At 46.2% G+C, this 26,657-nt stretch carries 29 protein-coding genes; 21 read left to right on the plus strand and 8 right to left on the minus strand.

Annotation, left to right across the window (positions count from 1 at the left end):
* Positions 1 to 86 precede the first annotated feature (86 nt).
* The 4 genes from B7L70_RS00640 (at position 87) to B7L70_RS00645 (ending at position 3,197) form a co-directional block, all read left to right on the plus strand.
* Positions 87 to 914 (plus strand): hypothetical protein, encoded by an 828-nt coding sequence (locus B7L70_RS00640; RefSeq protein WP_081225971.1) that lies wholly within the window; start codon positions 87 to 89, stop codon positions 912 to 914.
* A gap of 147 nt (positions 915 to 1,061) precedes the next feature.
* On the plus strand, positions 1,062 to 1,229 hold the full coding sequence (locus tag B7L70_RS13120; protein ID WP_162009059.1) for a hypothetical protein: 168 nt from the start codon (positions 1,062 to 1,064) through the stop codon (positions 1,227 to 1,229).
* A 282-nt stretch (positions 1,230 to 1,511) separates the two neighbouring features.
* A complete protein-coding gene (locus B7L70_RS13125; RefSeq protein WP_162009060.1) occupies positions 1,512 to 1,673 on the plus strand; it encodes a hypothetical protein in 162 nt (53 codons plus the stop codon).
* Between the two features lie 621 nt (positions 1,674 to 2,294).
* Complete coding sequence (locus B7L70_RS00645) at positions 2,295 to 3,197, plus strand: LAGLIDADG family homing endonuclease (protein WP_081225972.1); 903 nt, start codon at positions 2,295 to 2,297, stop codon at positions 3,195 to 3,197.
* 447 nt (positions 3,198 to 3,644) lie between these two features.
* Here the strand turns inward: B7L70_RS00645 and B7L70_RS00650 are convergent, their stop codons facing one another.
* The 4 genes from B7L70_RS00650 to B7L70_RS00665 form a co-directional block, all read right to left on the minus strand.
* Complete coding sequence (locus B7L70_RS00650; RefSeq protein ID WP_081225973.1) at positions 3,645 to 4,403, minus strand: hypothetical protein; 759 nt, start codon at positions 4,401 to 4,403, stop codon at positions 3,645 to 3,647.
* Positions 4,404 to 4,722: 319 nt separating this feature from the next.
* Entirely contained in the window at positions 4,723 to 6,042 is a 1,320-nt protein-coding gene (locus B7L70_RS00655) for a type II/IV secretion system ATPase subunit (RefSeq protein WP_081226032.1), read from the minus strand.
* A 75-nt stretch (positions 6,043 to 6,117) separates the two neighbouring features.
* The gene (locus B7L70_RS00660; protein ID WP_081225974.1) at positions 6,118 to 6,567 is read right to left on the minus strand and encodes a hypothetical protein; all 450 of its coding nucleotides are present in this window, start codon (positions 6,565 to 6,567) and stop codon (positions 6,118 to 6,120) included.
* 44 nt (positions 6,568 to 6,611) lie between these two features.
* Complete coding sequence (locus B7L70_RS00665; protein ID WP_081225975.1) at positions 6,612 to 7,052, minus strand: hypothetical protein; 441 nt, start codon at positions 7,050 to 7,052, stop codon at positions 6,612 to 6,614.
* A gap of 106 nt (positions 7,053 to 7,158) precedes the next feature.
* Between B7L70_RS00665 and B7L70_RS00670 the strand changes: the two genes are divergently transcribed.
* The 12 genes from B7L70_RS00670 to B7L70_RS00720 all read left to right on the plus strand — a co-directional run bounded on the left by B7L70_RS00670 (position 7,159) and on the right by B7L70_RS00720 (position 16,066).
* A complete protein-coding gene (locus tag B7L70_RS00670) occupies positions 7,159 to 7,770 on the plus strand; it encodes a 30S ribosomal protein S5 (protein ID WP_081225976.1) in 612 nt (203 codons plus the stop codon).
* Between the two features lie 52 nt (positions 7,771 to 7,822).
* Complete coding sequence (locus B7L70_RS00675) at positions 7,823 to 8,377, plus strand: 50S ribosomal protein L30 (RefSeq protein ID WP_081225977.1); 555 nt, start codon at positions 7,823 to 7,825, stop codon at positions 8,375 to 8,377.
* Positions 8,378 to 8,552: 175 nt separating this feature from the next.
* Positions 8,553 to 9,026 carry an uL15 family ribosomal protein gene (locus B7L70_RS00680; protein ID WP_081225978.1) on the plus strand — a complete coding sequence of 158 codons (474 nt, stop codon included), beginning with the start codon at positions 8,553 to 8,555 and terminating at the stop codon, positions 9,024 to 9,026.
* Positions 9,019 to 10,461 (plus strand): preprotein translocase subunit SecY, encoded by a 1,443-nt coding sequence (gene secY, locus B7L70_RS00685; protein ID WP_081225979.1) that lies wholly within the window; start codon positions 9,019 to 9,021, stop codon positions 10,459 to 10,461. The genes B7L70_RS00680 and secY overlap by 8 nt, the downstream gene beginning before the upstream one ends.
* A gap of 44 nt (positions 10,462 to 10,505) precedes the next feature.
* Positions 10,506 to 10,631, plus strand: a complete 126-nt coding sequence (locus tag B7L70_RS14055) for a hypothetical protein (RefSeq protein WP_255408817.1) — start codon at positions 10,506 to 10,508, stop codon at positions 10,629 to 10,631.
* Between the two features lie 29 nt (positions 10,632 to 10,660).
* A complete protein-coding gene (locus tag B7L70_RS00690; RefSeq protein ID WP_081225980.1) occupies positions 10,661 to 11,518 on the plus strand; it encodes a putative RNA uridine N3 methyltransferase in 858 nt (285 codons plus the stop codon).
* Positions 11,519 to 11,601: 83 nt separating this feature from the next.
* A complete protein-coding gene (locus B7L70_RS00695; protein ID WP_081225981.1) occupies positions 11,602 to 12,630 on the plus strand; it encodes a 50S ribosomal protein L3 in 1,029 nt (342 codons plus the stop codon).
* A gap of 2 nt (positions 12,631 to 12,632) precedes the next feature.
* A complete protein-coding gene (gene rpl4p, locus B7L70_RS00700) occupies positions 12,633 to 13,463 on the plus strand; it encodes a 50S ribosomal protein L4 (RefSeq protein WP_202908652.1) in 831 nt (276 codons plus the stop codon).
* A 5-nt stretch (positions 13,464 to 13,468) separates the two neighbouring features.
* The gene (locus tag B7L70_RS00705; RefSeq protein ID WP_081226034.1) at positions 13,469 to 13,714 is read left to right on the plus strand and encodes a 50S ribosomal protein L23; all 246 of its coding nucleotides are present in this window, start codon (positions 13,469 to 13,471) and stop codon (positions 13,712 to 13,714) included.
* A 445-nt stretch (positions 13,715 to 14,159) separates the two neighbouring features.
* The gene (locus tag B7L70_RS00710; RefSeq protein ID WP_081225982.1) at positions 14,160 to 14,624 is read left to right on the plus strand and encodes a hypothetical protein; all 465 of its coding nucleotides are present in this window, start codon (positions 14,160 to 14,162) and stop codon (positions 14,622 to 14,624) included.
* Positions 14,625 to 14,713: 89 nt separating this feature from the next.
* Positions 14,714 to 15,466 carry a thioredoxin family protein gene (locus tag B7L70_RS00715; RefSeq protein WP_081225983.1) on the plus strand — a complete coding sequence of 251 codons (753 nt, stop codon included), beginning with the start codon at positions 14,714 to 14,716 and terminating at the stop codon, positions 15,464 to 15,466.
* Between the two features lie 36 nt (positions 15,467 to 15,502).
* Positions 15,503 to 16,066 carry an XTP/dITP diphosphatase gene (locus B7L70_RS00720; protein WP_081225984.1) on the plus strand — a complete coding sequence of 188 codons (564 nt, stop codon included), beginning with the start codon at positions 15,503 to 15,505 and terminating at the stop codon, positions 16,064 to 16,066.
* On the opposite strand, the gene B7L70_RS00725 is transcribed toward B7L70_RS00720, so the two are convergent.
* Both B7L70_RS00725 and B7L70_RS00730 read right to left on the minus strand, forming a co-directional pair.
* On the minus strand, positions 16,052 to 16,795 hold the full coding sequence (locus tag B7L70_RS00725) for a hypothetical protein (protein WP_081225985.1): 744 nt from the start codon (positions 16,793 to 16,795) through the stop codon (positions 16,052 to 16,054). The genes B7L70_RS00720 and B7L70_RS00725 overlap by 15 nt on opposite strands.
* Positions 16,796 to 16,837: 42 nt before the next feature.
* On the minus strand, positions 16,838 to 17,017 hold the full coding sequence (locus tag B7L70_RS00730; RefSeq protein WP_081225986.1) for a hypothetical protein: 180 nt from the start codon (positions 17,015 to 17,017) through the stop codon (positions 16,838 to 16,840).
* Between the two features lie 174 nt (positions 17,018 to 17,191).
* On the opposite strand from B7L70_RS00730, the gene B7L70_RS00735 reads away from it, so the two are divergent.
* On the plus strand, positions 17,192 to 20,119 hold the full coding sequence (locus tag B7L70_RS00735; protein ID WP_081225987.1) for a DEAD/DEAH box helicase: 2,928 nt from the start codon (positions 17,192 to 17,194) through the stop codon (positions 20,117 to 20,119).
* Here the strand turns inward: B7L70_RS00735 and B7L70_RS00740 are convergent.
* Positions 20,096 to 21,262 carry a hypothetical protein gene (locus B7L70_RS00740; RefSeq protein WP_081225988.1) on the minus strand — a complete coding sequence of 389 codons (1,167 nt, stop codon included), beginning with the start codon at positions 21,260 to 21,262 and terminating at the stop codon, positions 20,096 to 20,098. The genes B7L70_RS00735 and B7L70_RS00740 overlap by 24 nt on opposite strands.
* 24 nt (positions 21,263 to 21,286) lie before the next feature.
* The gene (gene cyaB, locus B7L70_RS00745; protein WP_081225989.1) at positions 21,287 to 21,838 is read right to left on the minus strand and encodes a class IV adenylate cyclase; all 552 of its coding nucleotides are present in this window, start codon (positions 21,836 to 21,838) and stop codon (positions 21,287 to 21,289) included.
* Positions 21,839 to 21,958: 120 nt separating this feature from the next.
* Between cyaB and B7L70_RS00750 the strand changes: the two genes are divergently transcribed.
* The 4 genes from B7L70_RS00750 to B7L70_RS00765 all read left to right on the plus strand — a co-directional run bounded on the left by B7L70_RS00750 (position 21,959) and on the right by B7L70_RS00765 (position 26,626).
* Entirely contained in the window at positions 21,959 to 23,488 is a 1,530-nt protein-coding gene (locus B7L70_RS00750) for an APC family permease (protein WP_369907328.1), read from the plus strand.
* A gap of 154 nt (positions 23,489 to 23,642) precedes the next feature.
* Entirely contained in the window at positions 23,643 to 24,743 is a 1,101-nt protein-coding gene (locus tag B7L70_RS00755) for a substrate-binding domain-containing protein (protein ID WP_081225990.1), read from the plus strand.
* Between the two features lie 16 nt (positions 24,744 to 24,759).
* A complete protein-coding gene (locus tag B7L70_RS00760) occupies positions 24,760 to 25,590 on the plus strand; it encodes an ABC transporter permease (RefSeq protein ID WP_238376016.1) in 831 nt (276 codons plus the stop codon).
* Positions 25,577 to 26,626 carry an ABC transporter ATP-binding protein gene (locus B7L70_RS00765; protein ID WP_081225992.1) on the plus strand — a complete coding sequence of 350 codons (1,050 nt, stop codon included), beginning with the start codon at positions 25,577 to 25,579 and terminating at the stop codon, positions 26,624 to 26,626. The genes B7L70_RS00760 and B7L70_RS00765 overlap by 14 nt, the downstream gene beginning before the upstream one ends.
* Positions 26,627 to 26,657: the final 31 nt, after the last annotated feature.

The raw sequence follows: 26,657 nt of genomic DNA on the forward strand, positions 1-26,657 counted from the left end.
TTGCCTACTTTAGGGTTTTTAACCTTGGCTATTCATAAAAAGTGAACCGAGCCAGGTTGAAATGGTTGGTGCGTGGGTAGCCTTTTATGCCTGGTGTGGTTGTTGTTCTTGTGGTGGTTGAGAACTCACCTTGCATTGCGGGTGGTGTTGGCTTCCTGTCGAGGGTCGTTGATGAGGTGATTGATTACCTAGTCAATGGTGATTTGCCTAGTCGCGTGCTTAGGGATGGCATTAACAAGAGGGTTAGTAATACCGTGACTAAAATAATGGGTGTTGTTCATGTGAAAGGCCATAGGTGGCCGTCGACGATCGAGTCCATACTATCGAGGACAGCCCACGCACTCTTTAAGGAGACCGCGTTGGGCGTGAGATCGAGTAGGTTTATCCCATCACTCACGGAGCTCTGCGCATACATCGATGAGACTAAGGCAGTGATATGTGGTTCACCAGATCTATTAATCCACGACTTGAGGGGTAGATCGGCATGCCTTGTCGAGTTGAGGTTGGCACCAACATTTGGCGACTACACGCCGTTCATCAAAATGGCAGCCATCAAGCTAGCCATACACTCATGGCTACTCAACAACTACTACGCCGGAGACGGTGATTGGCAACCAGCCTACATAGCAATAATACACTACACAAAACAAAGAGACAAGGCACTCGATGCCGAGGTCTTCCCACTCTGTATTCGAGTAACGGACACAATAAGGTCATTCATTGCTAATGCCTACAGGGCTTGGAGGAACAAGACAATGATTAGAGTCAGTGATTGCAAACTGGCGAAGTTGATTTATGGGAGGAGGTTCACGAAATGCGTGAATGAGGAGGTCTTGATAGATGCACCAAGGGATGTAGCCTCAATGAATGAGGCAGTGAACAATCAATTATTCAGGAAATGGAGGGCACCATAGAGGGAGGCTTCGGTGGAGCCGCGTTGGAGGCTTATTAAGGCTGTTGGGTAAAATAAAGTGGAAGCGAAAATAATGAGTCCCCGAGCAAACCACCCCGGTAAAGCCGGGGCGGAGGCTTGGGGATGATCCAACCCGTGAGTGTGGGTAGTGGACTGGCCGCTTGGGTGGTTAGCCACCTACAGCGGCTCAGACTGCAAACTATGGAGGTACGTGCATCGAAAATGCACGGAAGCAGAGCTGTGCCGAGAGGCAGTGTCACTACTACCCACCATAGACTACAGCCTCGAGAGACACAAATGCTTCCAAACAACCTAAACCACCTAGCTGACCCAAAGCCCAAGCCCTTCAAAACCAAGCCGCGTTTGCCCGTGCCTTTTTCCCTCCAAGGCCCAACCTCCCACCCCTAAACACCCCCCTTCACACGCTAATGTGAGTGGGTGAAGCAACGGTGGTGCTCCCCCTCGTAGGGGGAGTCCCACCGACAAAGCCCGATGGGTACACCAAGAAATCCAAAGGGCTGGTTGGTGGGAGTGCCGGCTCCCAGGGACCCGATGGGCTCCGGAACTCCAAGGGCAACCCTAGGAGTCGGCACAGGGGATGGGCTCTGGAGGGAAAGGCACGGGCAACACCAAGCCGCCAAAACAACTAGGCAGCAAAACGAGCCGAGGAAGCAAACAAAAACTCAAAGCCACAAGCGAGGAAATGAATAAGAGAAAGCAAACCCTAGGCTTGAGGAAACAAAAGCCAACAAGTGATTGAAACACCACGAAGAACAAATGACTGTTTCACAATTCGAGGAATAAAACAATTATTGGGTAATTGACCCAATAAGTGGGATAAGAGTAAGTTATCCCTAGGCGCGCTGGAACAATTGGCTAGGAGTGGTATTGACGAAAGCGTTATAAGGTTGAGGCAAGGAAGAGATATTGCCCCGCCTTTGGGGCCGGGCGGGGCTGGGCCACCAGACCCAGCGGGCTTCGGTGGGTCTCCTCACCGGGGCCCGCCAACCATCCTAATCCAATCCTCATCCTTGATTTTAGTTTTGGGTTGGGTGGTGGTTTGGGGCTCCGGTGGGGAGTAGTGCGTGTGTCCCGGGTGTCGCCCGTAAGGGCGGCTACCGGGCTACCACGCATGAAACCTGCCGGGGCCCGCTGGGTCTGGTGGCCCAGTATGGGCGTCAAAACTAAAGACGAAAGTGTGGGGCTCCTACGCTCACCAACCCAGGCCCCGTTGGTGGGTGTGGGGGCCGACTTTAAAACAACGCCGTCCTGGGGCGGGCGTTCAAGCCCGCTGGGGCCTAATGCATCTAATGCTTCAATGGGTGAGCCACCATGAACACCCCGCAAACCCACGGCCGGTGGGGCGGGGAGGAGTAGGCTCGTGGAGGAAATCGAGGAAATGCTGAGGAGGCGGCTCGGTTGGAACGAAATCATGATGAGCAACATCATGTGGAGATACATCGGCATCAACGTGGATGAACTTATCACGTATGGCATAGACCCACATGCGTGGATAAAGGTTTTGCACCGCCTCACCGTAAACGACACGTACATGTTAGGCGCAGCGCATGGTGACGTATATGTAAAGCCAACAATGCCATGCTGTTATGAGATATCAGCAAGTACAACAAGTACAATGGGGGTTCTGTATTTCGAAGAGCTAATGCGAAGAATAAGAATGCCGACTGTTGAATTTTCGACGAGGAGAAGGACGCCTACTGTAATCTACGTAAGATTTTATGTCGAATTATCGAAAAAGGCGTGGCCATGGTACGAGGGTTATGAAATAATAAGTAGCTTTAATATGGATGAGTTACGAAAGTATGTAAGTGGCCTAATCGATACAGATGGATCGGTAACAGTAGATAAGCAGGAACGTAAATATAAGTTCGAAATAGATATAGCTTCCGCCGATACAAAGTTTTTAGAGTTTTTAAGAGACATAATTCATGAAAGACTAGGTATTACGGGCTCAATTGCGTTGGGGAAAAAAGGAGTAAGAAGTAGTGTGTTGCGATTCCGAGGTTACCAAGCGATTCAGCTGTATGAGGAGTTGCGACAATATCTGGCGCATCCAATGAAGAGAGTGCGTTCAGAAGTGTTCATGCGATATTACAATAAAGATATGCCGCAAGTCGATTTTTTACGATTTGTTGAATTGTTTAAATACCATCATGGTGACAGTGACCCGAAAAGATATCATGCCGCAGATATGCTCACCCAAGCGGCCCCACAAACCTACACCCACGGGGGCAAGCCTAAATCACAAAATCATTGCTCCTAACAGTAATACTGATTCATTAAACTCACTTGTTCATCGTAATTCCTAATCTTAGTTTGTTGTCGTTATCATTACATTTCTATTGTCTTAATAGTAAGTCGCTGATAAGTTCTTCGAGTTCCTTTCGCTTGTTTAATGCATCGTTAATAATTTAAGCCTTCTTGCCAGTTCATCGTTCATCTTCGAAGTACGGTGAGCATTAGGTGTTTTGGTTTTAGTAAGTACCTATTGATTTAATTGGTTAATTATATACTCAGGGCCCAGCCTATTGGGTTCTTTCTAATCCAGCCTTAACCTCGATGATTAATTGAGGTGGCTGATTTAGACTATAGTTCCCTAACCAACCCCTTCTCTGATAATGCCCCTGGAAACCACGAAATCGGGCACGGCGCTCCTAATGCCTCTTCTGCGTAATTCATCGTATTCCTCACTTGACTGGAGTACATGTGGCTATATGCTTGGTTGGTAGTAAATAGTGTATTCCTCGTTGTTTCTCCTTGATTTAATGAATGCAATGGGTTCATTTCTCATAAATTCAATCCACCAATTATTGCCAGGGGAATTAATCGTCAATCCCTCAATAACCCATCTATCCAGTGTTTCCCCATCAATAACCTCAATAAGTTTCGTAAAAACCCAAAGTTCAGCAATGTGACTAAGTCTAACCTCAATTGACTGAATTCTACCCTTTTCATCAGGTAATGCCATCAATGTGAGCAATGAGAAATAAGGCGTTTTAAAAGTCTCTCTAAGTCGCTCCGCATATCCGCCGAACCTAATATCGCTGGTTTTTGACCTTACCATTACTGACTTAATATCATTAATTAAGGGACTTACAGTATCCATATAAAACCTAACTAGGTAGACTTCATCCTTAGATAACTTGAACATGTTTAGGAGCACCTTAGCCGAATCCTCATCACAATCACATATGCAGCACTGCATGGAGTTATTACTTAATGTGCATATTTCAAAAAGTGGATAACCGCTGTTACTGAAGGATACGTGTAGTATAGGACCCTTGATAGATGATGTTGGTACCTTATAGGTAAGCTCAATCCTCCTACCTGGCTCCTTGCTGACTAACCTAGCACCGGGTACAGCGCTAATGGGTATAAAGAAGGACCCGTCATGGACGTAGTAATAATCTGAACCCCTGGTACCGCTTCGGCGCTCGACAACCTCTAACTCAGTGCCATATAAATTCATAAACCCCACATGCTCTTTAACATTTCTACATTTACTCGTTACTATGTTTGAAAACACGTAGTAAAGTATGAATTCATTGGCTTATATTACTTATTATTTATGTAGAGAAGGAATGGCAGAGCGCTTAGCTGTTTCTTTAATAGTTCCATGTCACTATATACTTTTTAATTCTGTTTTTCTTCTTTTATTCTTGGGCGCTGATTATGATCCGCACTGCGGTGAGTCAGCGCTTTCGGTGAGTGGTTACCTGGAATTGTGTATTTATTTAATGGCCATTAATGGTGGAGGTATATGCTACAATTATTCCTTGTAAAGATAATTATTCTTCTGTTGTAATTTCTTCAACTTCGTATTCAGTATTGGCGTGATTCTTCAGTAGTTTCTCTCGTTTTTTAATTTCATCCATGATGTTTATTCCGTATGTTTTGCTGAGGATTTTTAGTCTTTGGCTTTTCCCTATGTCTACCTCGCCTGTGCTTGTTAGTATGCTTTTGAATTCGAGGTTTCCGTTGTTCATTGCTGGTTCCACTATGTCTGTTACGAGTCTTTTTCCATTCCTTATTGTTGTGAATACTACGGTTGATATTAATTGTAGGTTGCCAGCGTTTACGTTTAGCGGTGGGCTTGTGAGTCTGACCATTAGTTCCTCTGGTGTTGATGCGTGGAATGTGGTTAGCATACCGTGACCTAGTGCGGAGGCTTGGAGCATGGCGTGTACCTCCTCGCCCCTGACCTCCCCGACAATTATGTAGTCTGGCCTATACCTAACGGCTAGTTTTATTAGGTCGAACATCTCGATTCTAGACTTGTCATCATCACCATCCCTCGTGAACATCCTGACCCAGTGCGGGTGTGGTATGCGTATTTCCGGTGTGTCCTCTATCGTGATTATCTTCGCGTACATCGGTAGTTTGCTGACGATTGCGCCTAGTAATGTGGTTTTTCCGCTGCTCATGGGCCCGCTGATCATTATAAAGCCCCTGAACTCAGCCATCAACCATAGGTAGGCGGCAGCGCTTGGGCTTAGCATCTCCCTGCTTACCAACTCCTCGAGTGCCATTGGCTTTGGTGGGAATTTCCTTATGCTGAATGTTGGGCCTATGGTTATTTCACCAATGGTTCCCGTGAACCTATGTCCCTCGGGCAGTATTGTCTCGATATATGGCTTTAGCAGGGAGACGGATCTTGGTAATCCCCTCTTGCTCATGCTCATTATGAAGTCCTTAGCCTCCACCTCGGAGTTAAACCTGATGTTTGTGATTAACCTAATTCCTGGAAGATCCCTGTGAACTACGGTTATTGGGTGGGACCAATTGTTCAACTCCACCTCCTCAATGTCTGGATCGAAAAGCGGCACTGTTATTGGGCCGTAACCCCTTAGGTCACGCATTATGTGGTATAACACAGCCTCAACGACTTGTTTATCACCCACATTACTGAGCACCTCGTTTATTGCGTCCTGTAATGATTGGTTTCTCTGCCTCATTGAATCTATGATCTTAGCCTTCAGGTTAGTGCATTGGTTGTCACACCTTGGCTCCTTGACCAGGTAGTAATAAGCGTCCTCCTTATTGACTATGGAAACAGGAACCCTAAATACGAAACCCTCTAGTCGCACTGGCACGGTGTAATTGCTCATCATAATCATAATCCTCAGGAAGAGATATAAGCCACTGATGAAATTTTAAGCACGACTGAAATGGGAGTTAACTCATCACTGTGAGAGGGCTATTGACTCAACCGCAACCTCCTGACCATTTGGTGTTTGTCCCTTAACAACCACTATGTAGTTACTTCCTGTTACGAATTGTGTTGGTGACGTCCCAACAATACTGGTCGACTCCCCCGGGTTTAATTGCGTGTTCAGTGTTTGTGATACGACTGGCGTCTGTGAGTTTTGTGGATATATCTCTATTGATGTTATTGTTATTGGTGTTGTCCCTATGTTCTCCACGGTGATTGAGTACACATTACCTGCCAATTGCGGATTCACAATGCTGAGTTGTGCCTGTGTCGTGAGTACCGAGGTTCTTGATTGGAAGTAGTTATAAAGCATTATTGCCGCCACAACCACGAAAACTATCATCAATATCGTGTAGATTGGACCACTTAGGTCGCCCCTTCTTCGTCTATCCCTTTTATCCGTATTACTCTGGTAATACATCAATATTTTGTTCTCAGGTTAGTATTTAAGGCAGTAATGGTTAATTAAGGCTGGGACAGTACGTAATTCGTTGTGTTGGTGCTATAAACCATGCAGATGGTGGTGTTCGCTATACAAAACGTTATGTACACCCTACATTGCGTATAGGGCACCTGTTGGTGCAGGATTACGTAGTTGCCTGGCGTTAGGTATGCCGTGTTATTCATTGTAATGGGAATCGTCCCATTAACACCCACTAGGTATATTCTCTCTATGCTTATTGGCATGCGACCATTATTATAGATCACTAGGTATAGTTGGTTTACGGAACCGTTGTTTACGATCACGGCATCAGGCACGTATATGCTTGTACTGCCTATTTCATTTATATTCCTCATGAATGTAATGGCGATGCCCATGTGGTTGACCACTGTGAATAATGTGTAACCTAGGTATAGGGAGCCCACGAGTAGTATCACCTCCGCAATCAACCTATCAAGTGCCATACTGATCTAATAATCCTCACCTCAATTAATAAGCCACTTACAACCGCCAAGGTGTTGCCGTGCATGTAAGCTAATATTTTTAAATTTCCCAGTTACGGCTTGGTCAATGAGTGCTGAATCGACTATTGAGGCCTGGCAACCTAAGACGTGGATTGGTAAGATGGTTAAGGAGGGTAAGGTTAAGTCGATTGACGACATCTTCAGGCTCAACCTACCCATTAAGGAACCCGAGATAATTGACTTCTTCCTGCCAAACCTCAAGCATGAGGTTGTTAGTATAAATATTGTCCAGAGGCAGACTGACGCTGGTGAGGTTAGTCAGTTCCAGGTGGCCGTGGTTATTGGTAACGAGGATGGTTACGTGGGAGTGGGCATGGGTAAGGGTAGGCAGGTTAATCAGGCGATAGAGAAGGCTATTAGGGAGGCTAAGTTGAACATAACGCCGGTGAGGAGGGGTTGTGGGTCGTGGCATTGTTCCTGTGATGAACCTCATAGTGTTCCGTTCAAGGTGGTGGGCAAGAGTGGCAGTGTCACGGTAATGCTAATACCAGCACCTAAGGGTGTTGGTTTAGTTGCGGCTGATGCTGCTAAGGTCGTTCTTAGGTTGGCTGGTATTAAGGATGTTTGGTCGTATACGTGGGGCGAGACCAGGACCACGCATAACCTAGTCAAGGCAACATACAATGCATTGAGGAGTACATACGCGTTCTCAATATAAGCATTCATGAGGGCTAAAATTTAATAATGCGTGGGTCAGTACGTGCTCAATCATGCAGGTTCAAGAGGGTGCCCAGACCATTAGGAGTTCACCGTATTCAAGGATAGCGGTCATAAGGCTTAGGGGCCTTGCTGATACATCACCAGATGTTGAGAGGACGCTCGATCTCTTAAGGTTGAGGAGGAGGTATACGTGTGTTGTGATTGATGAGAGACCGGCTTACCTAGGCATGTTACGTATGGTTAAGGATTGGGTCACATGGGGCGAGATAGACGCAGACACACTGGCTGAGTTGTTGAGGAAGAGGGGTAGGCTCGTTGGTGACAAGCCCTTGACGGATGAGTGGGTTAGGAAGTATGGTTGGTCAAGCATTGAGGAGTTTGCATTAGCATACGTACTTGGCGAAGTCGAGAGGCTCTCCTGCCCTGAGACTGAGCAATGGCCAAGGTCTGGTAATAAGGTGCTATGTATACCAAAGCTAAAGCCCTTCTTCAGATTGCATCCGCCATCGGGTGGACTTAGGAATATTAAGAAGGGGTTCAACGAGGGTGGCGACTTGGGTTATAGGGGCATTGCCATCAATGAATTAATACTCAAGATGCTATAATTAATTATTATAGGATTACTACCCAATACTCACTCTAACCTCCATAATATAACTATTAACGCGGTGATGGCCCTGCAACCGCACTACCTCATTAATGCCGTGGGCTCCTCCGCATTAAATACTGCGGTGTGGGGTGTAAAAACTTATTAAGGGCTTTGGGTATTCGATCGCGATCATGGTTAGGAGATTCGAGAGGAAGGTTAGGAAGTATAGGGGCTATAGGACGCATGGTTGGGGTAGGGTTGGCCAGCATAGGAAGAGCGGCTCTAGCGGTGGTAGGGGTAGGTCTGGCCTTCATAAGCACAAGTGGTCGCTTGTTATGAAGTATGCTGAGGACTCCAGCGGTTATCCGTTCTATGGTAAGCACGGTTTTGAACAACCCAACGCACTAGTTGCCGCTAGGCTCGGTATCAATGTTGGCGAGCTAGAGTCGTTACTAGATGAGCTTGTGAGTAAGGGTTTAGTACAGGTCGTTGATGGTAAGTACGTGGTTGACCTAACGAAGTTAGGCTTCAACAAGTTGTTGGGTAGGGGTAGGGTTACGAAGCCCATTATTGTTAAGGCCGTTTGGGTTTCTAGGAAGGCTGAGGAGAAGATTAGGGCTGCGGGAGGTTCTGTAGAGTTAATTAAGGGTGTGGTGCATGCCTGATGGTGGGCGCAGGTTCATCGACGCTGTGGAGCCGATACTACGTTACATGCCCACGGTACCTAAACCAAGGGAAGCCCTCGGGATGGGGTCTAGGCTTCTCTGGACCTTCCTTGCCATAACGGTTTACCTACTGATGTCGATAACCCCCCTCTACGGACTCTTTAAAACCTCGTTCTTTGCATCACCAGCGATAGCGGCAATACTTGGTATTAGTTTCGGCACCTTGGCCCAGTTGGGTATAACGCCAATTGTTGTGGCTGGTATAATCCTGGAAATCCTGGTCTTCTCGGACATGATAAACATAGACATGGAGGATCCAGAGGATCAGGCGAAATTCAATGCACTACTGAAACTATTATCCCTAGCACTCGGTCTTCTCGAGGCTGTAGCCCTCGTGGTGAGTGGACAGTTGGTTCCATTCAGTCCAGGTTTCCTGTATGGTTCATTAATCGTGCTTCAGTTGTTCCTGGCCACGGTAATAATAGTGTTGATGGATGATATGATATCCAAGGGGTGGGGTCTCGGTAGTGGTATATCGCTGTTCATATTGGTCACCATAATTAGGCAAATGTTCGCAGAGGCCTTTACACCGTTCATACCCACAGGGGCGACTATGCCCCTAGGCGTAATACCGGCCCTTGCGACGGCTATTTACTACGCGTTGGGTGGTAAGCTTAGTTACTTGGTGAGCATCCTATACCAAACAAACCTGCCGAGTTTGACGGGGTTGATAGCAACCATAGCCCTGGCCCTGATCGTGCTTTATCTGGAGTTGATGGAGGTTTCAATACCCGTGGCCCTCGTTCAGTATAGGGGGTATAGGTTCTCTGTGCCGTTAAAGCTCATGTACGTCTCAGTCCTACCCATAATCTTTACGGCATACACAGTCTACCTAATAGGTGAGGGATTAACCCTAGTGTGGAGTGCGTATAATAGGGCCAATGCCAGCCCATTACTTAACCTAATTGCGTGTGCCCATGTGGGACCCACCGGGCAATTAATACCCTGCCCCAACTCCCTACTCTACTACTTCACGGTTGTTCCCCCGAACATAAATGCGGCATACATCGCGGTTCACATAGTGATGTACGCAGTCTTATCCATGGTCTTCGCCATGGTCTGGGTCAGCCTTGCTGGACTTAGTGCTGAGGATCAGGCTAGGTACATAATCCAGGGTGGTATGCAAATACCGGGCTTCAGGGCCAGCCCCAAGGTCATTGCTAGGTTCCTCGATAGGTACATTAGAATACTCACAATAGTTAGTGGCTTAATTGTTGGTATAATCGCAGCCCTTGGCGACATAGCTGGTGTCTTTGGTGGTGGGATTGGTTTGATACTGGTTGTTGAGATAATAATACAGTACTACTCGCTGGCGCTGCAGGAGCAATTGTTCGAGATTTACCCAGGACTTAAGAGGTTGATTGGGAAGGAGTGAGGCATTAAATAAAGCTTATAAATTATTACGCGATTTCGTAATCCGTGGGCGGCAGACAAAGGACTAGTTTATTCATGACGAGTGAGGAGGAGGAGAGGAAGTTGGGTAAGGCCGTTACTGAAACCACTGGGCAACAGCAGAGTAAGCAGGCTAAGGGAGGCAAGAAATAATTAGTTTGTCACACAAATTTGGTGTTAAAATGAGGGTTACAAGGCTTAAACCCATTATAGACATTGCAATACCCAGCGATTTCCTTGCCGAGGTTCCTGACGATAGGGAGGCCGTGAGGAAGATTGGGTATGTTGGTAGGGGTGCCGCGATATTCCAAGTCAATAAGGTCCTCATTTACAAGCATAAACTTGCTGGTGAGAGGGATAGGGCTGACTTCATATTAAGGAATCTGCAGTACCTATCAACACCGCCATACCTGAGGAAGGATTTATTCAAATTAAATAGGGATCTCAGGTACGCAGGACTACTACCACCGTTGAAGACCCCGAATCACGCGCCCGAGGGTAAACCAGAGAGGGGTGAGTTTAGGGAGGGGATTGTCGTTAGGTGGGATGGTTACTTCTCAATAGTTAAGATTGGGGATGGAGTTTACGCGAAGGTTCCCAAACCAATGCCTATAGGCAGTAGGGTTGTTGTTCAAATCGATGCACCAACGACTAGGGACGATACGTACAGAGCCCATGTGGTTCCTAGGGATAGGCTTAATATTTATTGGGGCTTTGACGTGGAGGTTGGAAGTTTGGGTGAGGTTTTACGTGGATACGGTAATGTGATCCTAACGGGTAAGGAGGGTGCAGATATTAAGAGGGTTATTAAGGATCTAAGGGAATACATGGGTAGGGATAGGTTGCTCGTTATCTTTGGTTCTCCATACCATGGGGTTGATGAGATACTTAGGGCGGAGGGTTTGGATAGCATGTTGACGAAGTACCCCTTCATAAACTTCATACCTGGGCAGGGTGTTGAGACCGTGAGGACTGAGGAGGCTGTGATAGCCGTACTCTCCATACTTAATATATTTCGATATTTACGTGATTCACCATAATGGCGCATGCGCGGTACCTCTGCAACGTACAGGGTAACTAATAATCTTTAAAAAAGGGGGTTACAACTACGTAGGTTCGAGATATGGGTTTAAAGATTCATAGACCTAAACGCGGATCCATGGCTTACTACCCAAGGAAGCGTGCAGAGTCGTTGGTGGCTAAGTTCCGCGTATGGCCGGATCCACACGCGGGTAAGCCCATGCTTCTCGGTTTCGTAGCCTATAAGGCTGGTATGGCACATGCCGTAATTATCGATGATAGACCAACAAGCCCCTTCTACGGTAAGGAGATCATAAGGCCTGTGACAATGCTTGATGCGCCACCAATCAAGGTACTGGCCTTTAGGGCTTATTACTATGACCCCTGGAGGAACCTGAAGCTCAGCCTCGGCGAGGTTTGGTCTCCCGAGATTCCTAAGGACATCCTTAGGAGGGTCGTTACCTTGCCTGATAAGTTCAATAAGGAGGAGATGATGAAGAAAGTACTTGATAACATAGACATCATTACGGAGGTTAGAGCCATCGTGTCGACACAACCAAGGCTCAGCGGTATTGGTAAGAAAACCCCAGAGATACTCGAGATACCCATTGGTGGTGTGGATGATATGAACCAAATAGTTAAGTACGCAGACTCGCTGCTGGGTAAGGAGGTTAACGTGAATGATGTTTTCAGCGAGGGTCAGTATGTAGATGTTGCGGCAATAACCAAGGGCAAGGGCTTACAGGGTGTTGTTAAGAGGTTTAATGTTAAGATACTGCCGAAGTGGCATAAGCATAGGAAGGGGCATAGGAGGATTGGGGCGATCGGTCCACAAAACCCAGCATTAACTTTCACAACACCAAGACCTGGCCAAATGGGTCTTCACAAGAGGGTTGAATACAACAAGAGGATACTAAGAATAGGGCTTAACGGGACGGAGATAACGCCAAAGTCAGGCTTTCCGCACTATGGTGTCATTAAGGGCCCATACATAGTCCTGGACGGTTCAATACCTGGTGTTATAAAGAGGCTTGTGACGCTGAGGTTTCCTGTAAGGCCTAGGCCATCCACATACCCAACCGGTAAGGTTCAAATAGTGTGGTTATCAACACAACCACTACAGGGTGCATAAGCATGGTGAGTCAGGACCTATCACCATTCATCAAGCCCCTATACACGGTGCCCACCGTAGTTAAGGTATTCGGGATTGATGGTAATGCGATTAGTGAGGTGACGTTGCCTCCACAGTTCCTTGAGCCCGTGAGACCCGACCTCGTGCTTAGGGCATACCTGAGCGCAATAACGGCTAGGTTACAGCCTAAGGGTACCGATCCAATGGCTGGTAAGAGGACTACTGCGATAAGCTTTGGTATTGGGCTCGGGTTAGCTAGGGTGCCTAGGGTTAAGGGTAGCCTGTGGCCGACGGCGAGGTTTGCACCGAATGTGGTTAAGGGCAGGAGGGCCCATCCACCTAAGGTTGAGAAGATTCTTCATGAGAGGATCAATAAGAAGGAGCGTAGGAAGGCCATTAGGTCTGCCATAGCTGCGACGGCCATTAAGGACTTGGTCATCGCCAGGGGACACATTGTGGATAGGGTTCCGCAGATACCGCTTGTTGTCAGTAACGATGTAGAGAGGGTGGGCATTACGTCAGATCTCAGGAAGATACTCATTACACTAGGTCTTTGGGATGATGTGGAGAGAGTCGCCGAGGGCGTTAGGATTAGGTCTGGCAAGGGTAAGATGAGGGGTAGGAGGTATAAGGAGGGCAGGAGTGTCTTGATTGTGACTTCAACAATCGATGCCCCAGTAATAAAGGTTGCCAAGAACTTACCAGGGGTTGACGCGATCTACGTGAGAAACCTAAGCGTGCTACACCTAGCGCCGGGTGGTGTACCTGGTAGGTTGACGCTGTGGACTCTGGGTGCAATTGAGGAGTTACGTAGGGGCTTGTTCATGGGGTGATCACCATGATAACCAGGTTCGTACTAACAGAGAAAAGCCTTAGGCTTGCCGAGAGGGAGAATAAGATAACCATAATAGTCCCAAGGAACGCCACCAAGAAGGAGATTAGGGATTATGTGGAGAAAACGTACAATGTTAAGGTTGAGAGAGTAAACACAATAATAACAATGACCGGCGAGAAGAAGGCTTACGTTAAATTATCACCTGAGTACAACGCGTACGATTTACTCAGTAGGTTAGGTCTCGTCTAACCGTCTTTTCCAGAGACGGTAGTTTTCCTGGATCTTGAGTTGCACCGCTTTTTCGGGCTACTTGGTTGCGGCCCAACTATGTGCGAGAGTAGTTTCTTGATTGCTGGGATGGTCCTTTATTTTACCCCGTCCCCTGGAAGGCGAGACTTTCCGTTTGTTTTTATAATGCGTTGGCTCTTAAATCCCTGTTTTGTTTCCAGGAATAGGGTTTGGTTCTTCCTGTAATAGGGATGAGATGGTAAGGGTCAGTTCGTGGGTTCATCCTCACCAAAATCAGCACTTAAGTCCTTGCATCACCAAACCTATGTAAACCATGTTGGTATATAAAAGTATTTATAGGAGGTTAACGCCATAACATAATGTGATGATGCTTCACCTCCCCGAGTGGTGACGAATCCTTTAAGTGCTGAAAAGCTTATTTAGTCATTACTGCATTGGCACTACCGTGGAGGTAATTAAGGAGGTTGGTGGTGATGACATTAAGGTTATGTTCGTTAAGGATGATCAAAATGCTGTATTGGAGGCGCTCTACGTTAAGGGATTCAGTGAGGATAGATATAGAAAATTGAGGAGGTATATCAAGGAGAGATTGGGTGAAGAATTCACGGGAATACTGAACATGGATACGGGTAAGGCATTGAGTAGGGTATTGTTAATCAGTGCAGACCTTGTCAATAACCTCCTAGTGAGTGATGTTATAGAGCTTGAGATTGATAAGACAGGTAGGTGGATCGAGGATGGAATACTTAGTGAGTTGGTTAATAAGGTCTTGAGTGAGGTCAAGGAGGCAAAAAAGGCTAAGAGGCGTAAGGCAAGGAGGAAGAGGAAAAGGAAGGCTAAGGCAGCAAAAAGCGGAACCAGGGCTAAGAGGGCTAGGGGAAGGAGGAAGAGTAAAAAGAGGAGTGAATGATAAGCCTACTTTATGGTGTATGGGTTCGGTCATTGGAAAATAATGGGCAAAAAGGCTTTTTATAGGGGTTGGGGTCTTACGGAGATAGAATGTCCGCAACACCCTTTGAGAAGCCACAGGGTACCGTAGAGGTGCCTCATATAGAGGTTGATGAGGAGACCAAGGAGATAATAAGGGAGATACTATCGCAAATGAAGGATACGGTGGAGGTATTATTCTTCACAAGCAATACCTGCGGTAACAGGGACACCAACTGGTGCGTACCAACGGAGGAGCTACTTGACCTACTCGCCGACCTGGCACCACCTGGAAAGCTTATTGTTAAGAAAATGAGGTATGAGGAGAACAGTGATGCATTCACAAAGTACAGGGTTGAGCCACAGAGGGTACCAATCATTTACTTGCTGGATGGTGCAATTAGGTACCTCGGTGCACCACTTGGTGAGGAGGTTAGGGCATTCATAGAGACCATAGTGAGAATTTCACTGGGTGAAACGAAGCTCAGGCCTAAGACCAAGAAGGGGCTTGAGGCTTTAATTAATTCGGGTACTGATAAGAGGGTTGAGGTCATGACGGTGGTTACTCCATCATGCCCATATTGCCCATATGCGGTGCTCATGGCAAACATGTTTGCCTATGACAGTAAGGGTAAGGTAATCTCAACAACAGTAGAGGCTTACGAGGAGGGAGACATTGCTGATATGTACCAGGTGTCCGCTGTACCAACCGTGATACTTAGAAGGGAGGATCAAGATGTTGGTAATGTGGAGTTCATAGGTGTCCCACCAGAGAGTGATTTGTTAAAGAAGGTTCTCGACTATAGTGGTGTGGCATCGCAGTAAAATATTTTTTATTCCCAAAAACAAACCCAGGTTAAAATGAGGGTCTTCTTCGTAACGGGTAATAAGGGTAAGTTCCTGGAGGCATCATCAATACTTAGAGAGTACGGCATAGAACTACAACTAGACACCATACATGAGAAGCTCGAGATCCAAAGCGAAAACCTAGAGGATATAGTTAGCCATGCCCTTAAGCATGTGTGTGAAGGTTCGATACATGACTACTTCGTTGTCGAGGATGACGGTCTATTCATAAATGCATTAAATGGTTTTCCAGGTCCTTACTCATCCTACGTCTACAAGACAATAGGGATTACGGGTGTTTTAAAGCTCATGAGTGATGTTGACGATAGATCCGCGTACTTCAAATCCGTAGTCGGTGTATGTGGGCCTAGTGGCATTACCAGGTTATTCACGGGCGTTGTGCGTGGTTCAATATCACGGGAACCAAGGGGGTCCGGAGGCTTTGGTTTCGACCCAATATTCATACCGTCAGGCTATGATAGGACATTCGCTGAGTTAGGTATTGAGGTTAAGAACAAGCTATCCCATAGGGCAAAGGCGTTCAGAGCCTTGGGTGAGTGGCTATTAAGTAATAGGTGAACGCAAAACTTTTACGATCAGCAACACGGCCATATAAATGAGGGCCGACGCAACCCCAATTAGGATATACATCAATAGGTAGCTAACGCTCACGTTTTGACTATACCTACAGAGCAGGTTTCTTATGGGAGTTCCTGGTTGGATTAAGTACATTATTGGCTTATTAAGTACAGTTACCATGTATACTGGCGTTAATTCACCCGTATTACACACAACATGGCCCACTGCCGTGGGTATAACAACCGCGGATCTCATTGTTGTGCCATAGGTTATCAGCGAGTTTGAGCTATTTGTGATTATTGGTGTGGCGCCTACAAACGAGATCACCTCTACGAAGTACCTTGCTCTCAATACCGTATAATTATAGTTACCTGACATGGTTTCTATGGGTGCATATTCCTGGTAGCAAACCGCACCATTGTTTGTAAACACCGTTATATTTACGCCACCTATGGGCATCGCGTTACCTATTAAGTCCATTGTTAATTCAACATTGTAATTATTACTTAAACCAAGATTAATAATTAATGTATTATTTGACATCTCCACGGTTTCTGTCACAACGAATTTATTGACCGTTATGCCGCACTTGCTTAGGGCTTTGTTGATGGCGCTATTTAATTGCTTCACAACAACGCTTGGTTGTTGTGCGTATGCCGTTGCTTGCGTAATCGATAAAATGAGGATTATCCCTATCAATAACGAAGTGATTACTAACTTACTTACCATTATCCCTCGCTTTACAGTTTAGGTTTATTATAGTTTCCTCACCTAGGCGTCGGCGTAATCCTCGACCCTTATTATCGATGTTATTAATCCCTCCCTCTTCATATTAATCAACGTCCTTACCAAGTGATTCCTCAGTATCTTCGCACCGCAGTACGTGCAGTATGGTCTTCCATTTATGAGTACCGTAGCCCTGCTCGAGCCGCAGGCACTGCATTTAAGCATTAAACCTAATTGTTGGCTTGGGCTTATTAAGGATATTGTTGTGAAGGTTTTCGTGTTTTCAATATTATTGATGATAAATTATTTATAGGTTTTGTGGTTATGTCTTTCACTTTAACTGAAGCAAATGGTTTAAAATGGGTGGGGTTCGTGGTGTTATTTGTATAGTGTTGACGAATGAGCAGCAATGATGGCGCTAAGGCTTCTCTAAGTAATGGGGAGTTGGATGATGTTTATAGGCTACTTCACCCCATAATCCAATCCGCATTAATTGAGAGGGGGTTTTTGAAGGCAACCGAGCCTCAAAGGATGGCTATACCTAAGATACTCAATGGCCGTAATGTGTTGGTGATAGCACCAACGGGTAGTGGAAAGACGGAGGCTGCCGTATTGCCTGTGCTCTCAATGCTTAGGTGGGGGTTAGATAGGGGTGAGTTTACTGATAAGGGTATCTACATACTCTACATAACGCCCCTGAGGGCGTTGAATAGGGATTTGCTCGATAGGCTCATTTGGTGGGGTGAGAGGGTTGGTATTAAGGTTGATGTTAGGCATGGAGATACGGACCAAAGCGATAGGGTTAGGCAAAGTAAGAACCCTCCACAAATGCTCATAACCACGCCAGAAACCCTACAGGCAATGCTCTCCGGTAAGAGGCTTAGGGAGCATTTGATGAAGCTTAGGTGGATCATAGTTGATGAAATCCAAGAACTTGCTGAGGACAAGAGGGGGACACAGCTCGCGTTGACCCTTGAGAGGATTAAGTGGTTAATTGGTAAAAAACCACAAATAATCGGTTTATCAGCGACGGTCGGTAGTCCGGAGGAGGTTGCAAAGTTCCTTGTTGGTGATGATGGAGAGTGCGATATAGTTCAATCGAGTATAGTTAGGGAAATGAAGATAGACGTTATACACCCAACGCCTTCTAAGGAAGATGAGGAGATCGCCGACAACATGTACCTATACCCAGAGGCTGTGGCTAGGCTTAAGGTCATTAAGGACTTAATTAGTAAGAATGGCGCCACAATAATATTCGTAAACACCAGGTCAATGGCTGAATTACTGATGTATAGGCTTGCAATGCTCGGTTACGACTCAGTTGGGATACACCACAGCTCCCTCTCGAGGGTTTCCAGGGCGACTACGGAGAGGGCATTTAAGGATGGTAAGTTGAGGGCTGTCATAGCGACGTCAAGCCTTGAGTTGGGTATAGACATTGGTCGTGTTGATTTCGTGATACAATACGTATCACCGCACCAGATTGTCAGGCTTGTGCAGAGGATTGGTAGGAGTGGGCATAGGCTTGATAGGGTGCCCAGGGGTGTCGTAATAACGGAGGATTTGAATGATACGTTGGAGGCGGTGGCGATAATAAATAGGGCCAAGGCGGGACTCCTCGAGTTTACCCAAATTCCGGAGAAGCCCTATGATGTGCTTGTTCACCAAATAGTTAGTCTATTGATGATTAAGAATAGGTGGAGTGTGGATGAGCTCTACGACATAGTGAGGAGGGCTTACCCATACAGGAATTTAACCATTGAGGAGCTTAAGGGCGTCCTCAGATTCATGAGCGATGTGTTAAATCCAAGGCTAGCCTACTTCATAGAGGATGAGGGTGTCGTACTCAGGCCAGGCGGTGTTAGGGCTCGTAGGGAGATGTATAGGTACTTCTTTGACCAAATGTCGATGATACCCGATGAAAAGCATTACCTGGTGATTAACCAGGCAAATGAGGAGCCAATAGGCGTGCTTGACGAGGCCTTTGTGGCTGAGTATGGCGAGCCAGGTATTAAGTTCGTGTTTAGGGGAGGTGTCTGGGTTCTGCAGAAGATCGTTGGTGATACGATATATGTGGTGCAGGCCAAGGACACCGTTGGTGCAATACCATCGTGGGTCGGTGAGGAGGTGCCCGTACCCTTTGAGGTGGCTCAGGATGTTGGTAGTATCAAGAGGGAGATCGGTGATTACCTGGTTAAGGTTAGTCCCGAAACCACCACGGAGTTATTCACAACAAAGCTTGGGGTCTCCAGGGATACTGTTAGGTATATCGTTAATAGGGTGATGGAGCACCTGGAGAGTAATGTACCAATACCATCAGACAAAACAATATTACTTGAGCGCGTTGGGGATTTAATAGTCATCTACACGCATGGTGGAACCCTGGTCAACAGGACGTTGGCTAGATTGCTTGGTGAGATTCTCACGGAGAGGCTTGGTTACCCAGTGGGTGTTCAGCAGGATGCCTACGCCATAATACTCCAACTACCCAGACCTGGCATTGATACAAGCCTCATCACGCAAACAATCATGGATGTGGCGGAGATGGACGATAAGACATTCATTGAGTATGCCATTAGGGCTATAACGAAGACCGGGATTTTTAAGAGGAAGTTTGTTCACGTTGCCAGGAGATTCAATGTGATTAGGAAGGATAGGGAATTGAGTGATTTAGCCATTACGAGCCTAATCGAGCTCTATAGAGGCTCCCCAGTGTTTACGGAAACACTTAAGGAGGTATTAACTAGGGACTTTGATCTGGATAATACATACCTATTCCTAAAGTCGCTCCTTAATAGGAATAGGGAGATTGTGGTTGTTGAGAGGAGTGAGTTTAGTCCGTTGAGTAGGGAGATTGTGGATAAAATAAGTCATAGGCTTGAAATCATGGCACCAGAGAGACTTGATAAGTTGGTTAGGGAGAGTGTTAAGGCAAGGCTTCTAAACGAGTCAGTAACGCTAGTATGTCTAAACTGTGGTTGGGTTAGTTCCGTAAGAAACAAGGACTTACCAGACAAACCCAAATGCCCCGTTTGTGGTTCAGAAAGACTTGGCGTATTGAGGATGGATGAGGAGAGGGTTAAGCAAATCGTGGAGAGGTGGAGAAGTGGGAGGGCTAGGTCTGAGGATGAGGAGGTGATTCAGCATATAAACAGGACTGCAGAACTCGTTAGCAGGTATGGAAAGCTTGCGGTGTTGGCGTTGTCAAGTAGGGTTAGGATTGACGAAATTGAGGAGTTTCTACCGAGAATAAGCAGTATGGATAAGCTGGTCCTCGTAATCCACGAGTTAGAGAGGAGGGAGTTAAAGAGGCGCTTCATGGAGTGATGCGTCATAGACCGCGCGTATTAATAATATCTCGTTTTCATTAGCGTTAACCCCTCTCAACCTCGTAAATCTCTTGTAAACCTCAACAACCTTATCCAATAGGTACTCCTTACAGTCATCATTTATGCACAATTTAAACGGCGGTACATTAGCTCTAATAAGACCAAGCACGTTACTTCCCTGGCCTATGTACCTACCGCTCATTATTGAGGTGTTAATACCAATCTTAGCCCAATCACCAATTACAGAACCAAGCTTAGTCAAACCAGTGTTAATTCCTCCATACCTGATAACACCCATTGTATTCTTTAGGTTGGAGGTCACGGAGCCAGCCCCAATGTTCACCCACCTGCCAACGTATGAGTCACCCAGGTAGCTGAAGTGCTCCTTAAGGCTGTGCATGTCCATGATCGAATTCTTGATTTCACCACCAACAACGTTGTGCGCGTATAAGACGCTACCCTCCCTAACATATGCATGGGGCAGGATCCTGGAGCCCGGTCCCAATAACACAGGCCCCCTCACGTACGCTAGGGATTCAACTGTTGCTCCAATCATGATGGCATTACCACCTTTTTCATCAATCACGGCATTACTCGACACATCGGAGTCGACAACCTTATCGCCAACTAATTTAACGAGGTACTTTAAGTTCTCACGGAGTAGGTAGGTATTCCATCTAATCACGGACCATATTCCATCGAGTATTGGCAAGTCGCAATTATCGATTACATTATTCACATCACCATCATCAGTAAAACTCAGCAACACCCTATTGCCGCACCTAACCTCACCGCCAATGCCATTGATTAGGTTATTTAGTGTGTCTATCCGTGGTAATAATGAGGTATGTATTATCAATGAGGGGCCGCTTATGTCGCTGGTATTTTGTACGTACTTGATGAAATACCTCAGACCAACCTTGGATAGTAATGATTCGGCAATACCGCTCCAAAGACGTGATAGGTAATCACGTGTGACCACGTAGATCTTCGCGTCAAAGCCCATGTTCATGAGCCAAAGGGCAATGTGTTCATAGTACCTAAGCCCACCAATTATTAAGTCACTAATTGGTGTGCTAAGTGATGTTGGGTAGAAATTCCTGTAATTATCCTCCACAATCACCACATTATCGAAATGCACTAATTAACGGCTTAGCCGAGAATTTTAAGGTTTGTTTACGCCAAGTTTCTCAAGCATTAACTCGAGGTACGTCCTCCTCTCAATCCAATCCCTACTCAAGCCCAATTTATCACCAAACCTAAGCACCTCCTCAGTGGCCTTATCGATTAATCCCTTATCATTAACCATAGTCTCAACCTCAACAAAGTTCCCCAGGCCCTCTACGGTGTCTAGGTACACCGTGAAATTCTCATAGTTGTAAATATCCCTCCTCTTGACTATCCTAGCCACCTCCCTAAAGCCAAGTCTCTTCAGCATCTCCAATGTATTGTCTAGGTCATTGGTTGCTACGTTTATTTCCTCCCTGGTCTTGCCAACATCACCAATTCGGGGACCCTTGTACGTAACCACTACGGTACCATCACCATAAACCCTAACCCTAAGGGCCTCATCGGTCTTTGCAAAATCCCTCACCGGGCTATTGAAGTATACATCGGTCTCCTCTGTATGCTCGAGGAACTTGGCGTTAAGCTCCCTCAGTTTATCCCTAACATTGGTGTGGTCCGTAACCCTGTATTTAACCTCAACCTCAAACACGGTGAAGATGGACGATGCCTAGTTTTTAAGTAATCTTTTCTCTATTGTTTAATTATTTGATTAAATAATGATCGATAAAACAAGCGCAGTATTTATTAATCAGTTAAAATAATTGTTGTAATGATGAGTAAGGAGTATGGGGTATTCGTAAGGGAGTCCACGGGTTTGGTTAAGGAGGCTGGTTTTTGGGATGCGGTCTCAATAAACATCGCCAACATGTCGGTAGGTGCTGCACTGGCAACAATAGGCTTTACCCTAGCCTCACTACCCACGGTGGCGGGGGCTAACCTAGTCTACGCATCCCTAATCGCAGCGCTCCTCGCAATACCCCAGGTCGTTGTTTACTCGATCTTGATTAGGTATATACCAAGGGTTGGTGGTGATTATGTGTGGCTGGGCAGGGCTTTGGGTTCAAGGCTTGCTTGGTTAACTAATGGCCTCGTGCTTGGTTTTGTAATAGAAAGCCTTACCTACTACGCCCTAATAGCATTCGCAGCAGCGATGCAATTGGAGTCCGTGCTTCCAATCCTCGGTATAAATGTGCCAATGACAGTGCCTGAGGAGGTGGGTATAGCCATTGCGTTCTTTGCTATTATTGTGTTAACGAATATATTGGGAACGAGGTATGGCATTAAGCTTATGACTGCATTAACTACATTATCGATCCTCGGCCTCCTGACAGCAATAATAGTATTATTCATTACACCCAAGGCCCAGATAATCAACGCCGTGTCCTCGTTACTACCAACCGGCTATACATACTCCAAGGTAGCCCTCAGTTACACAGGACCTTATTTCTCTATGGGGACAATCCTCATGTTGCTGCCTTTCTTTGCAATCTACGTTTACCCATGGCTCAACGCGGGACCAGCCATAGCCGCGGAGATAAGGGGTAGGAACGCAATTAATTGGAACGTCCCACTGGCATTCCTATTCACACTGGTATTCTTAACCCTAGGCTTTGAGGCCATGTATTACTCAATGGGCTTCAGATTCACAATGGCTGCACTATCGAATCCGGATTTGAATGGCATTATCAACTTCTGGACCGTAGCCATGGTCGCCCAACGCAATGCTGTATTGAGCTGGTTCATTGGTATATCATCAATTACTTGGTACCTGGCCATTCTAGCCTATGGCGCTATTGTTGTTGTTAGGTATTGGTTCGCCCTGGCCTTCGACAGGGTTTGGCCCAGTCTCTTCGCGTACCTAAGCCCTAGGTTTGGAACACCAATATACGCACACTTAACGGACCTAGCCATAACGGCAGCACTAATAGCAGCGGCTGGTATGCTATACCAAACGTTCACGGCATTATACGGCGCCGTTGTTGAGGCAATAATATACTACATGGTGGTTGGTATCGCCGCAATCATAATAGCCACACTGAGGTACTCATCATTTAACATGGGTAATAGGGTCAGGGCATTGCTAGCATCATTTGGCGCCTTAATGGCGAGTGTCATGGCCTACCTGACCTACGAGTTTCTAGCCTACCCACAGATATGGGGAGGCAATTGGCTAGCCTACGGTGTGGAGTTAGGCGCAGTCATACTTGGGGTATTAACGTACCTAGTGTCTCGTTACATAAACCTAAGGAGGTATGGCATAGATATATCGGCAGCATATACGGAGATACCCCCTGAATAATTACGCGTTGATTACCATCTTTCTTCTATTTTGCTTAAATTACATTTTATCTATTCGATCTATTTCTACGTCTCATTGGGATAGTGGATTCGTTAAATTATCAATTATTAGATAATAGATAATACTTAAATATTGAATAAAAACAACAGTCCGTGTGGCAAGTAGGAACGCTGTTTGGTTAATCGTGGGCTTAATAGTGGGTTTGGTGGTTGGTTTTGCAATAGGTTATGTTACCAAACCTACCGTATCTATGGCGCCCTTTGCTGTGGGTGCGGCTGGTACGTTGAAATTCGCCTTCGGCGACATATTAAAAGTCATGCAGAGCATGTACCCAGGCATAACCATAGCGCCACCATTGTTTAAGGGTAGTGGTGAGGTTGCCCATACAGAGGTCGTCACACGGCAATTTAGTGTTGTGGCGTCTGCGGATACCACGACAATTCCCTCAGTATTATTCCCTAATTACACAAATTACGAGATAGCCTTTGGAGTTACGCAGATGGTCATAATAGTGAATTTAAATACAACGGCTGGTCGGGAGGTTTATGAGCTCTGGCGGCAAGCCCAATCATACACACCCCTATCTGCGCAATACAATGAGACTTGGCGTAAGATATGGAGTATAATAGCACTAAACAGCAGCACGGTTGTTGGCGTCTCCAACCCATTCACAGATCCATCGGGCTACCAGGCACAGTGCATGGTTAAGCTGGCTGGTCTTGCATTCTTCAATAATGCATCCTACCTATACGATGCCATATACACGAACCCGAGTAAGTACATGCTGAGGAATACGGAGATTGACCTATTAACGTTAATGGCGGCAGGGCAGGTTGACTTCGTATTATCCGCGTACGAGAGTAATGCAATACCGCAGACTAGGGAGTATCACAACATGGTCTTTATAACGCTACCACCTTTCATAAACCTCGGCAATTTAAGCTACGTTAATTACTACCACCAGGTTAGCGTAACCTGGACTGAGAATGGTGTCACAAAGACGTTCACCTGCAACCCCGTGGTTTACACAATAACAATACCATTCCAGGCACCCAATAAGCAGGCTGCGGAATTCTTCCTAGTCTTACTCTTCAGCTCAATAGGTCAGGAGATAATGGAGGAGAATGGCATTAAGCCAATAGTGCCGGGCATTGTTTACGGAAACTACAGCGCGGTGCCAAATGTAATTAAACCCTTTGTTGCACCATTGAGTCAATACCCACAGTATGCCTCAATATTCCCAAGCCAGGGTTAGGGAATGGCGCCCTAGCATGACCTCATTAAAATTAAAAATAAAATCAAACATATTATTAATCCTGGTTTTACTCTTCTCCATACTCATCTTCTCAATCCTAGTAATATACCCACTGGCCCTCCTCATAGTATTAGGCTTCCCAATGATACCCAAGGCATTATCCGTGGTAAGCTTCGTACAGGCCATAGAGGTTACGGTAGTTATGTCAACCCTCTCGGCTGTGATAGCGATAATCATGGGCACTCCCCTGGCCTATGTTATGGCTAGGTATGAGTTTAGGGCGAAGAGTGTTGTTGATGCTGTGATAGATGTGCCTATAATGATACCGCACATAATAGTCGGCATAATGGTGGTACTAGCCTTCGCATCGCAGTACGGGCTGGGCCCCATACTTAAGGCTCACGGTATAAACTTCATAAATACGCTATGGGGTGCGACGACAGCTGTGGCCTTCCTCTCCTCAACCTATTACATAAGGGTTGTGGAGACCTCCATAAGGATGATTAATCCTGAGATGGAGGCTGTGGCTAGGACATTGGGTGCTGGTCCAGCTAGGGTCTTCGCAACAATAATATTGCCTAGGATTTGGAGATCCATGGCAACAGGGGCTATACTCTCGTGGGCTAGGTCCGTGTCGGAGGCAGGTGCCCTCTTCATAGTCGCCTACTACGTATTGTTCGGTAAAAACCTGGTCTACCCAGCCTCGGTATACATATACGAGAGTTACGTAGGCATAGGCCTAGTAAATGCCGTGGAGTTTTCGGCAGCGCTTGTGGCTGTTATGCTCGTGATATTCGTGATATACAGGTTACTCCTGAGCGTAGGTGGTGGGCATGGGTACGGTTGAGCTCAGGGATGTTACTGTTAACCTAAGGTTCTTCAGGCTTGGGCCGATAACCACGGTGTTCAACAGCAGGAGTTACAATGTTGTTTTGGGACCCACGGGCTCGGGTAAGAGCACCTTGTTAAAGGTTATAGCCGGTTTATATAATGTGAGTAGTGGTAGGGTTTTCATTGATGGTGAGGATGTGACGGAGATACCACCTGAGGCGCGCGATATTTCCTATGTGCCTCAGGGTTATGCGGTCTTTGATCATATGAGTGTTTACGAGAATATAGAGTATGGCCTTAGGTTTAGGGGCGTGCCCAGTGGTGAGAGGCGTAGGTTGGTTGAGGAGATCGCTGAAGATCTTGGTATTAAGCATTTATTGGGCAGGAAGGCTGTTAATCTAAGTGGTGGTGAGCAGCAGAGGGTTGTGTTAGCCAGGGCTTTGGTTGTTAGACCTAAGGTTTTGCTGTTGGATGAACCTCTCTCAATGCTTGATAGGGTGACTAGGGAAAGGATAATACCGCTATTGAAGGAGTTGCCTAGGAGGTATGAGACTACGGTGATTCACGTAACTCATGATTGGGATGAGGCTTACTCGCTAGCTGATAAGGTGTTCATAATGAACATGGGCAGAGTGATAGAGGAGGGGGATCCCGCGCAGATCTTTGAGAGACCTAGGAGTGTATTCACGGCTCAATTCCTAGGGTTTCAAAACGTAATTAGGGGTGTTGCCGAGATGACTGGTGATGGCAGTATCATTAGGGTTGGTAATATTGAGTTCCATAGTAATGAGGCAGCGTCAGGCGGCGTCTATGTGTGCATTAGACCTGAGTGGATCGAGGTTTTCAAAGACGATGATGTACATGCCCCTATTGGTGATAATGTATTTAGGGGTGCGGTTAATGAGGTCATTAGGACGAGGGTTGGTTATCAAGCCCTGGTCTCCTTAGAGAACAACCTCACACTCACTGTTCTATCGAGGATCCCATTGAGCCCAGGTGATGAGGTGATCATTAGAGTTCCTAAGGGCAGTGTTCATGTTATCGTGGAATAATTATTCATCTATATTTAACTAAATATTTATG

Source organism: Vulcanisaeta sp. EB80 (genome assembly GCF_002078205.2).

Coding starts and splice junctions, on each gene's coding strand:
- B7L70_RS00640 (WP_081225971.1), top strand. CDS start 87: ATGCCTGGTGTGGTTGTTGTTCTTGTGGTGGTTGAGAACTCACCTTGC.
- B7L70_RS13125 (WP_162009060.1), top strand. CDS start 1,512: ATGGGCTCTGGAGGGAAAGGCACGGGCAACACCAAGCCGCCAAAACAA.
- B7L70_RS00650 (WP_081225973.1), bottom strand. CDS start 4,403: ATGAATTTATATGGCACTGAGTTAGAGGTTGTCGAGCGCCGAAGCGGT.
- B7L70_RS00655 (WP_081226032.1), bottom strand. CDS start 6,042: ATGAGCAATTACACCGTGCCAGTGCGACTAGAGGGTTTCGTATTTAGG.
- B7L70_RS00660 (WP_081225974.1), bottom strand. CDS start 6,567: ATGTATTACCAGAGTAATACGGATAAAAGGGATAGACGAAGAAGGGGC.
- B7L70_RS00665 (WP_081225975.1), bottom strand. CDS start 7,052: ATGGCACTTGATAGGTTGATTGCGGAGGTGATACTACTCGTGGGCTCC.
- B7L70_RS00670 (WP_081225976.1), top strand. CDS start 7,159: ATGAGTGCTGAATCGACTATTGAGGCCTGGCAACCTAAGACGTGGATT.
- B7L70_RS00675 (WP_081225977.1), top strand. CDS start 7,823: ATGCAGGTTCAAGAGGGTGCCCAGACCATTAGGAGTTCACCGTATTCA.
- B7L70_RS00680 (WP_081225978.1), top strand. CDS start 8,553: ATGGTTAGGAGATTCGAGAGGAAGGTTAGGAAGTATAGGGGCTATAGG.
- secY (WP_081225979.1), top strand. CDS start 9,019: ATGCCTGATGGTGGGCGCAGGTTCATCGACGCTGTGGAGCCGATACTA.
- B7L70_RS00690 (WP_081225980.1), top strand. CDS start 10,661: ATGAGGGTTACAAGGCTTAAACCCATTATAGACATTGCAATACCCAGC.
- B7L70_RS00695 (WP_081225981.1), top strand. CDS start 11,602: ATGGGTTTAAAGATTCATAGACCTAAACGCGGATCCATGGCTTACTAC.
- rpl4p (WP_202908652.1), top strand. CDS start 12,633: ATGGTGAGTCAGGACCTATCACCATTCATCAAGCCCCTATACACGGTG.
- B7L70_RS00705 (WP_081226034.1), top strand. CDS start 13,469: ATGATAACCAGGTTCGTACTAACAGAGAAAAGCCTTAGGCTTGCCGAG.
- B7L70_RS00715 (WP_081225983.1), top strand. CDS start 14,714: ATGTCCGCAACACCCTTTGAGAAGCCACAGGGTACCGTAGAGGTGCCT.
- B7L70_RS00720 (WP_081225984.1), top strand. CDS start 15,503: ATGAGGGTCTTCTTCGTAACGGGTAATAAGGGTAAGTTCCTGGAGGCA.
- B7L70_RS00725 (WP_081225985.1), bottom strand. CDS start 16,795: ATGGTAAGTAAGTTAGTAATCACTTCGTTATTGATAGGGATAATCCTC.
- B7L70_RS00730 (WP_081225986.1), bottom strand. CDS start 17,017: ATGCTTAAATGCAGTGCCTGCGGCTCGAGCAGGGCTACGGTACTCATA.
- B7L70_RS00735 (WP_081225987.1), top strand. CDS start 17,192: ATGAGCAGCAATGATGGCGCTAAGGCTTCTCTAAGTAATGGGGAGTTG.
- B7L70_RS00750 (WP_369907328.1), top strand. CDS start 21,959: ATGATGAGTAAGGAGTATGGGGTATTCGTAAGGGAGTCCACGGGTTTG.
- B7L70_RS00760 (WP_238376016.1), top strand. CDS start 24,760: ATGACCTCATTAAAATTAAAAATAAAATCAAACATATTATTAATCCTG.
- B7L70_RS00765 (WP_081225992.1), top strand. CDS start 25,577: ATGGGTACGGTTGAGCTCAGGGATGTTACTGTTAACCTAAGGTTCTTC.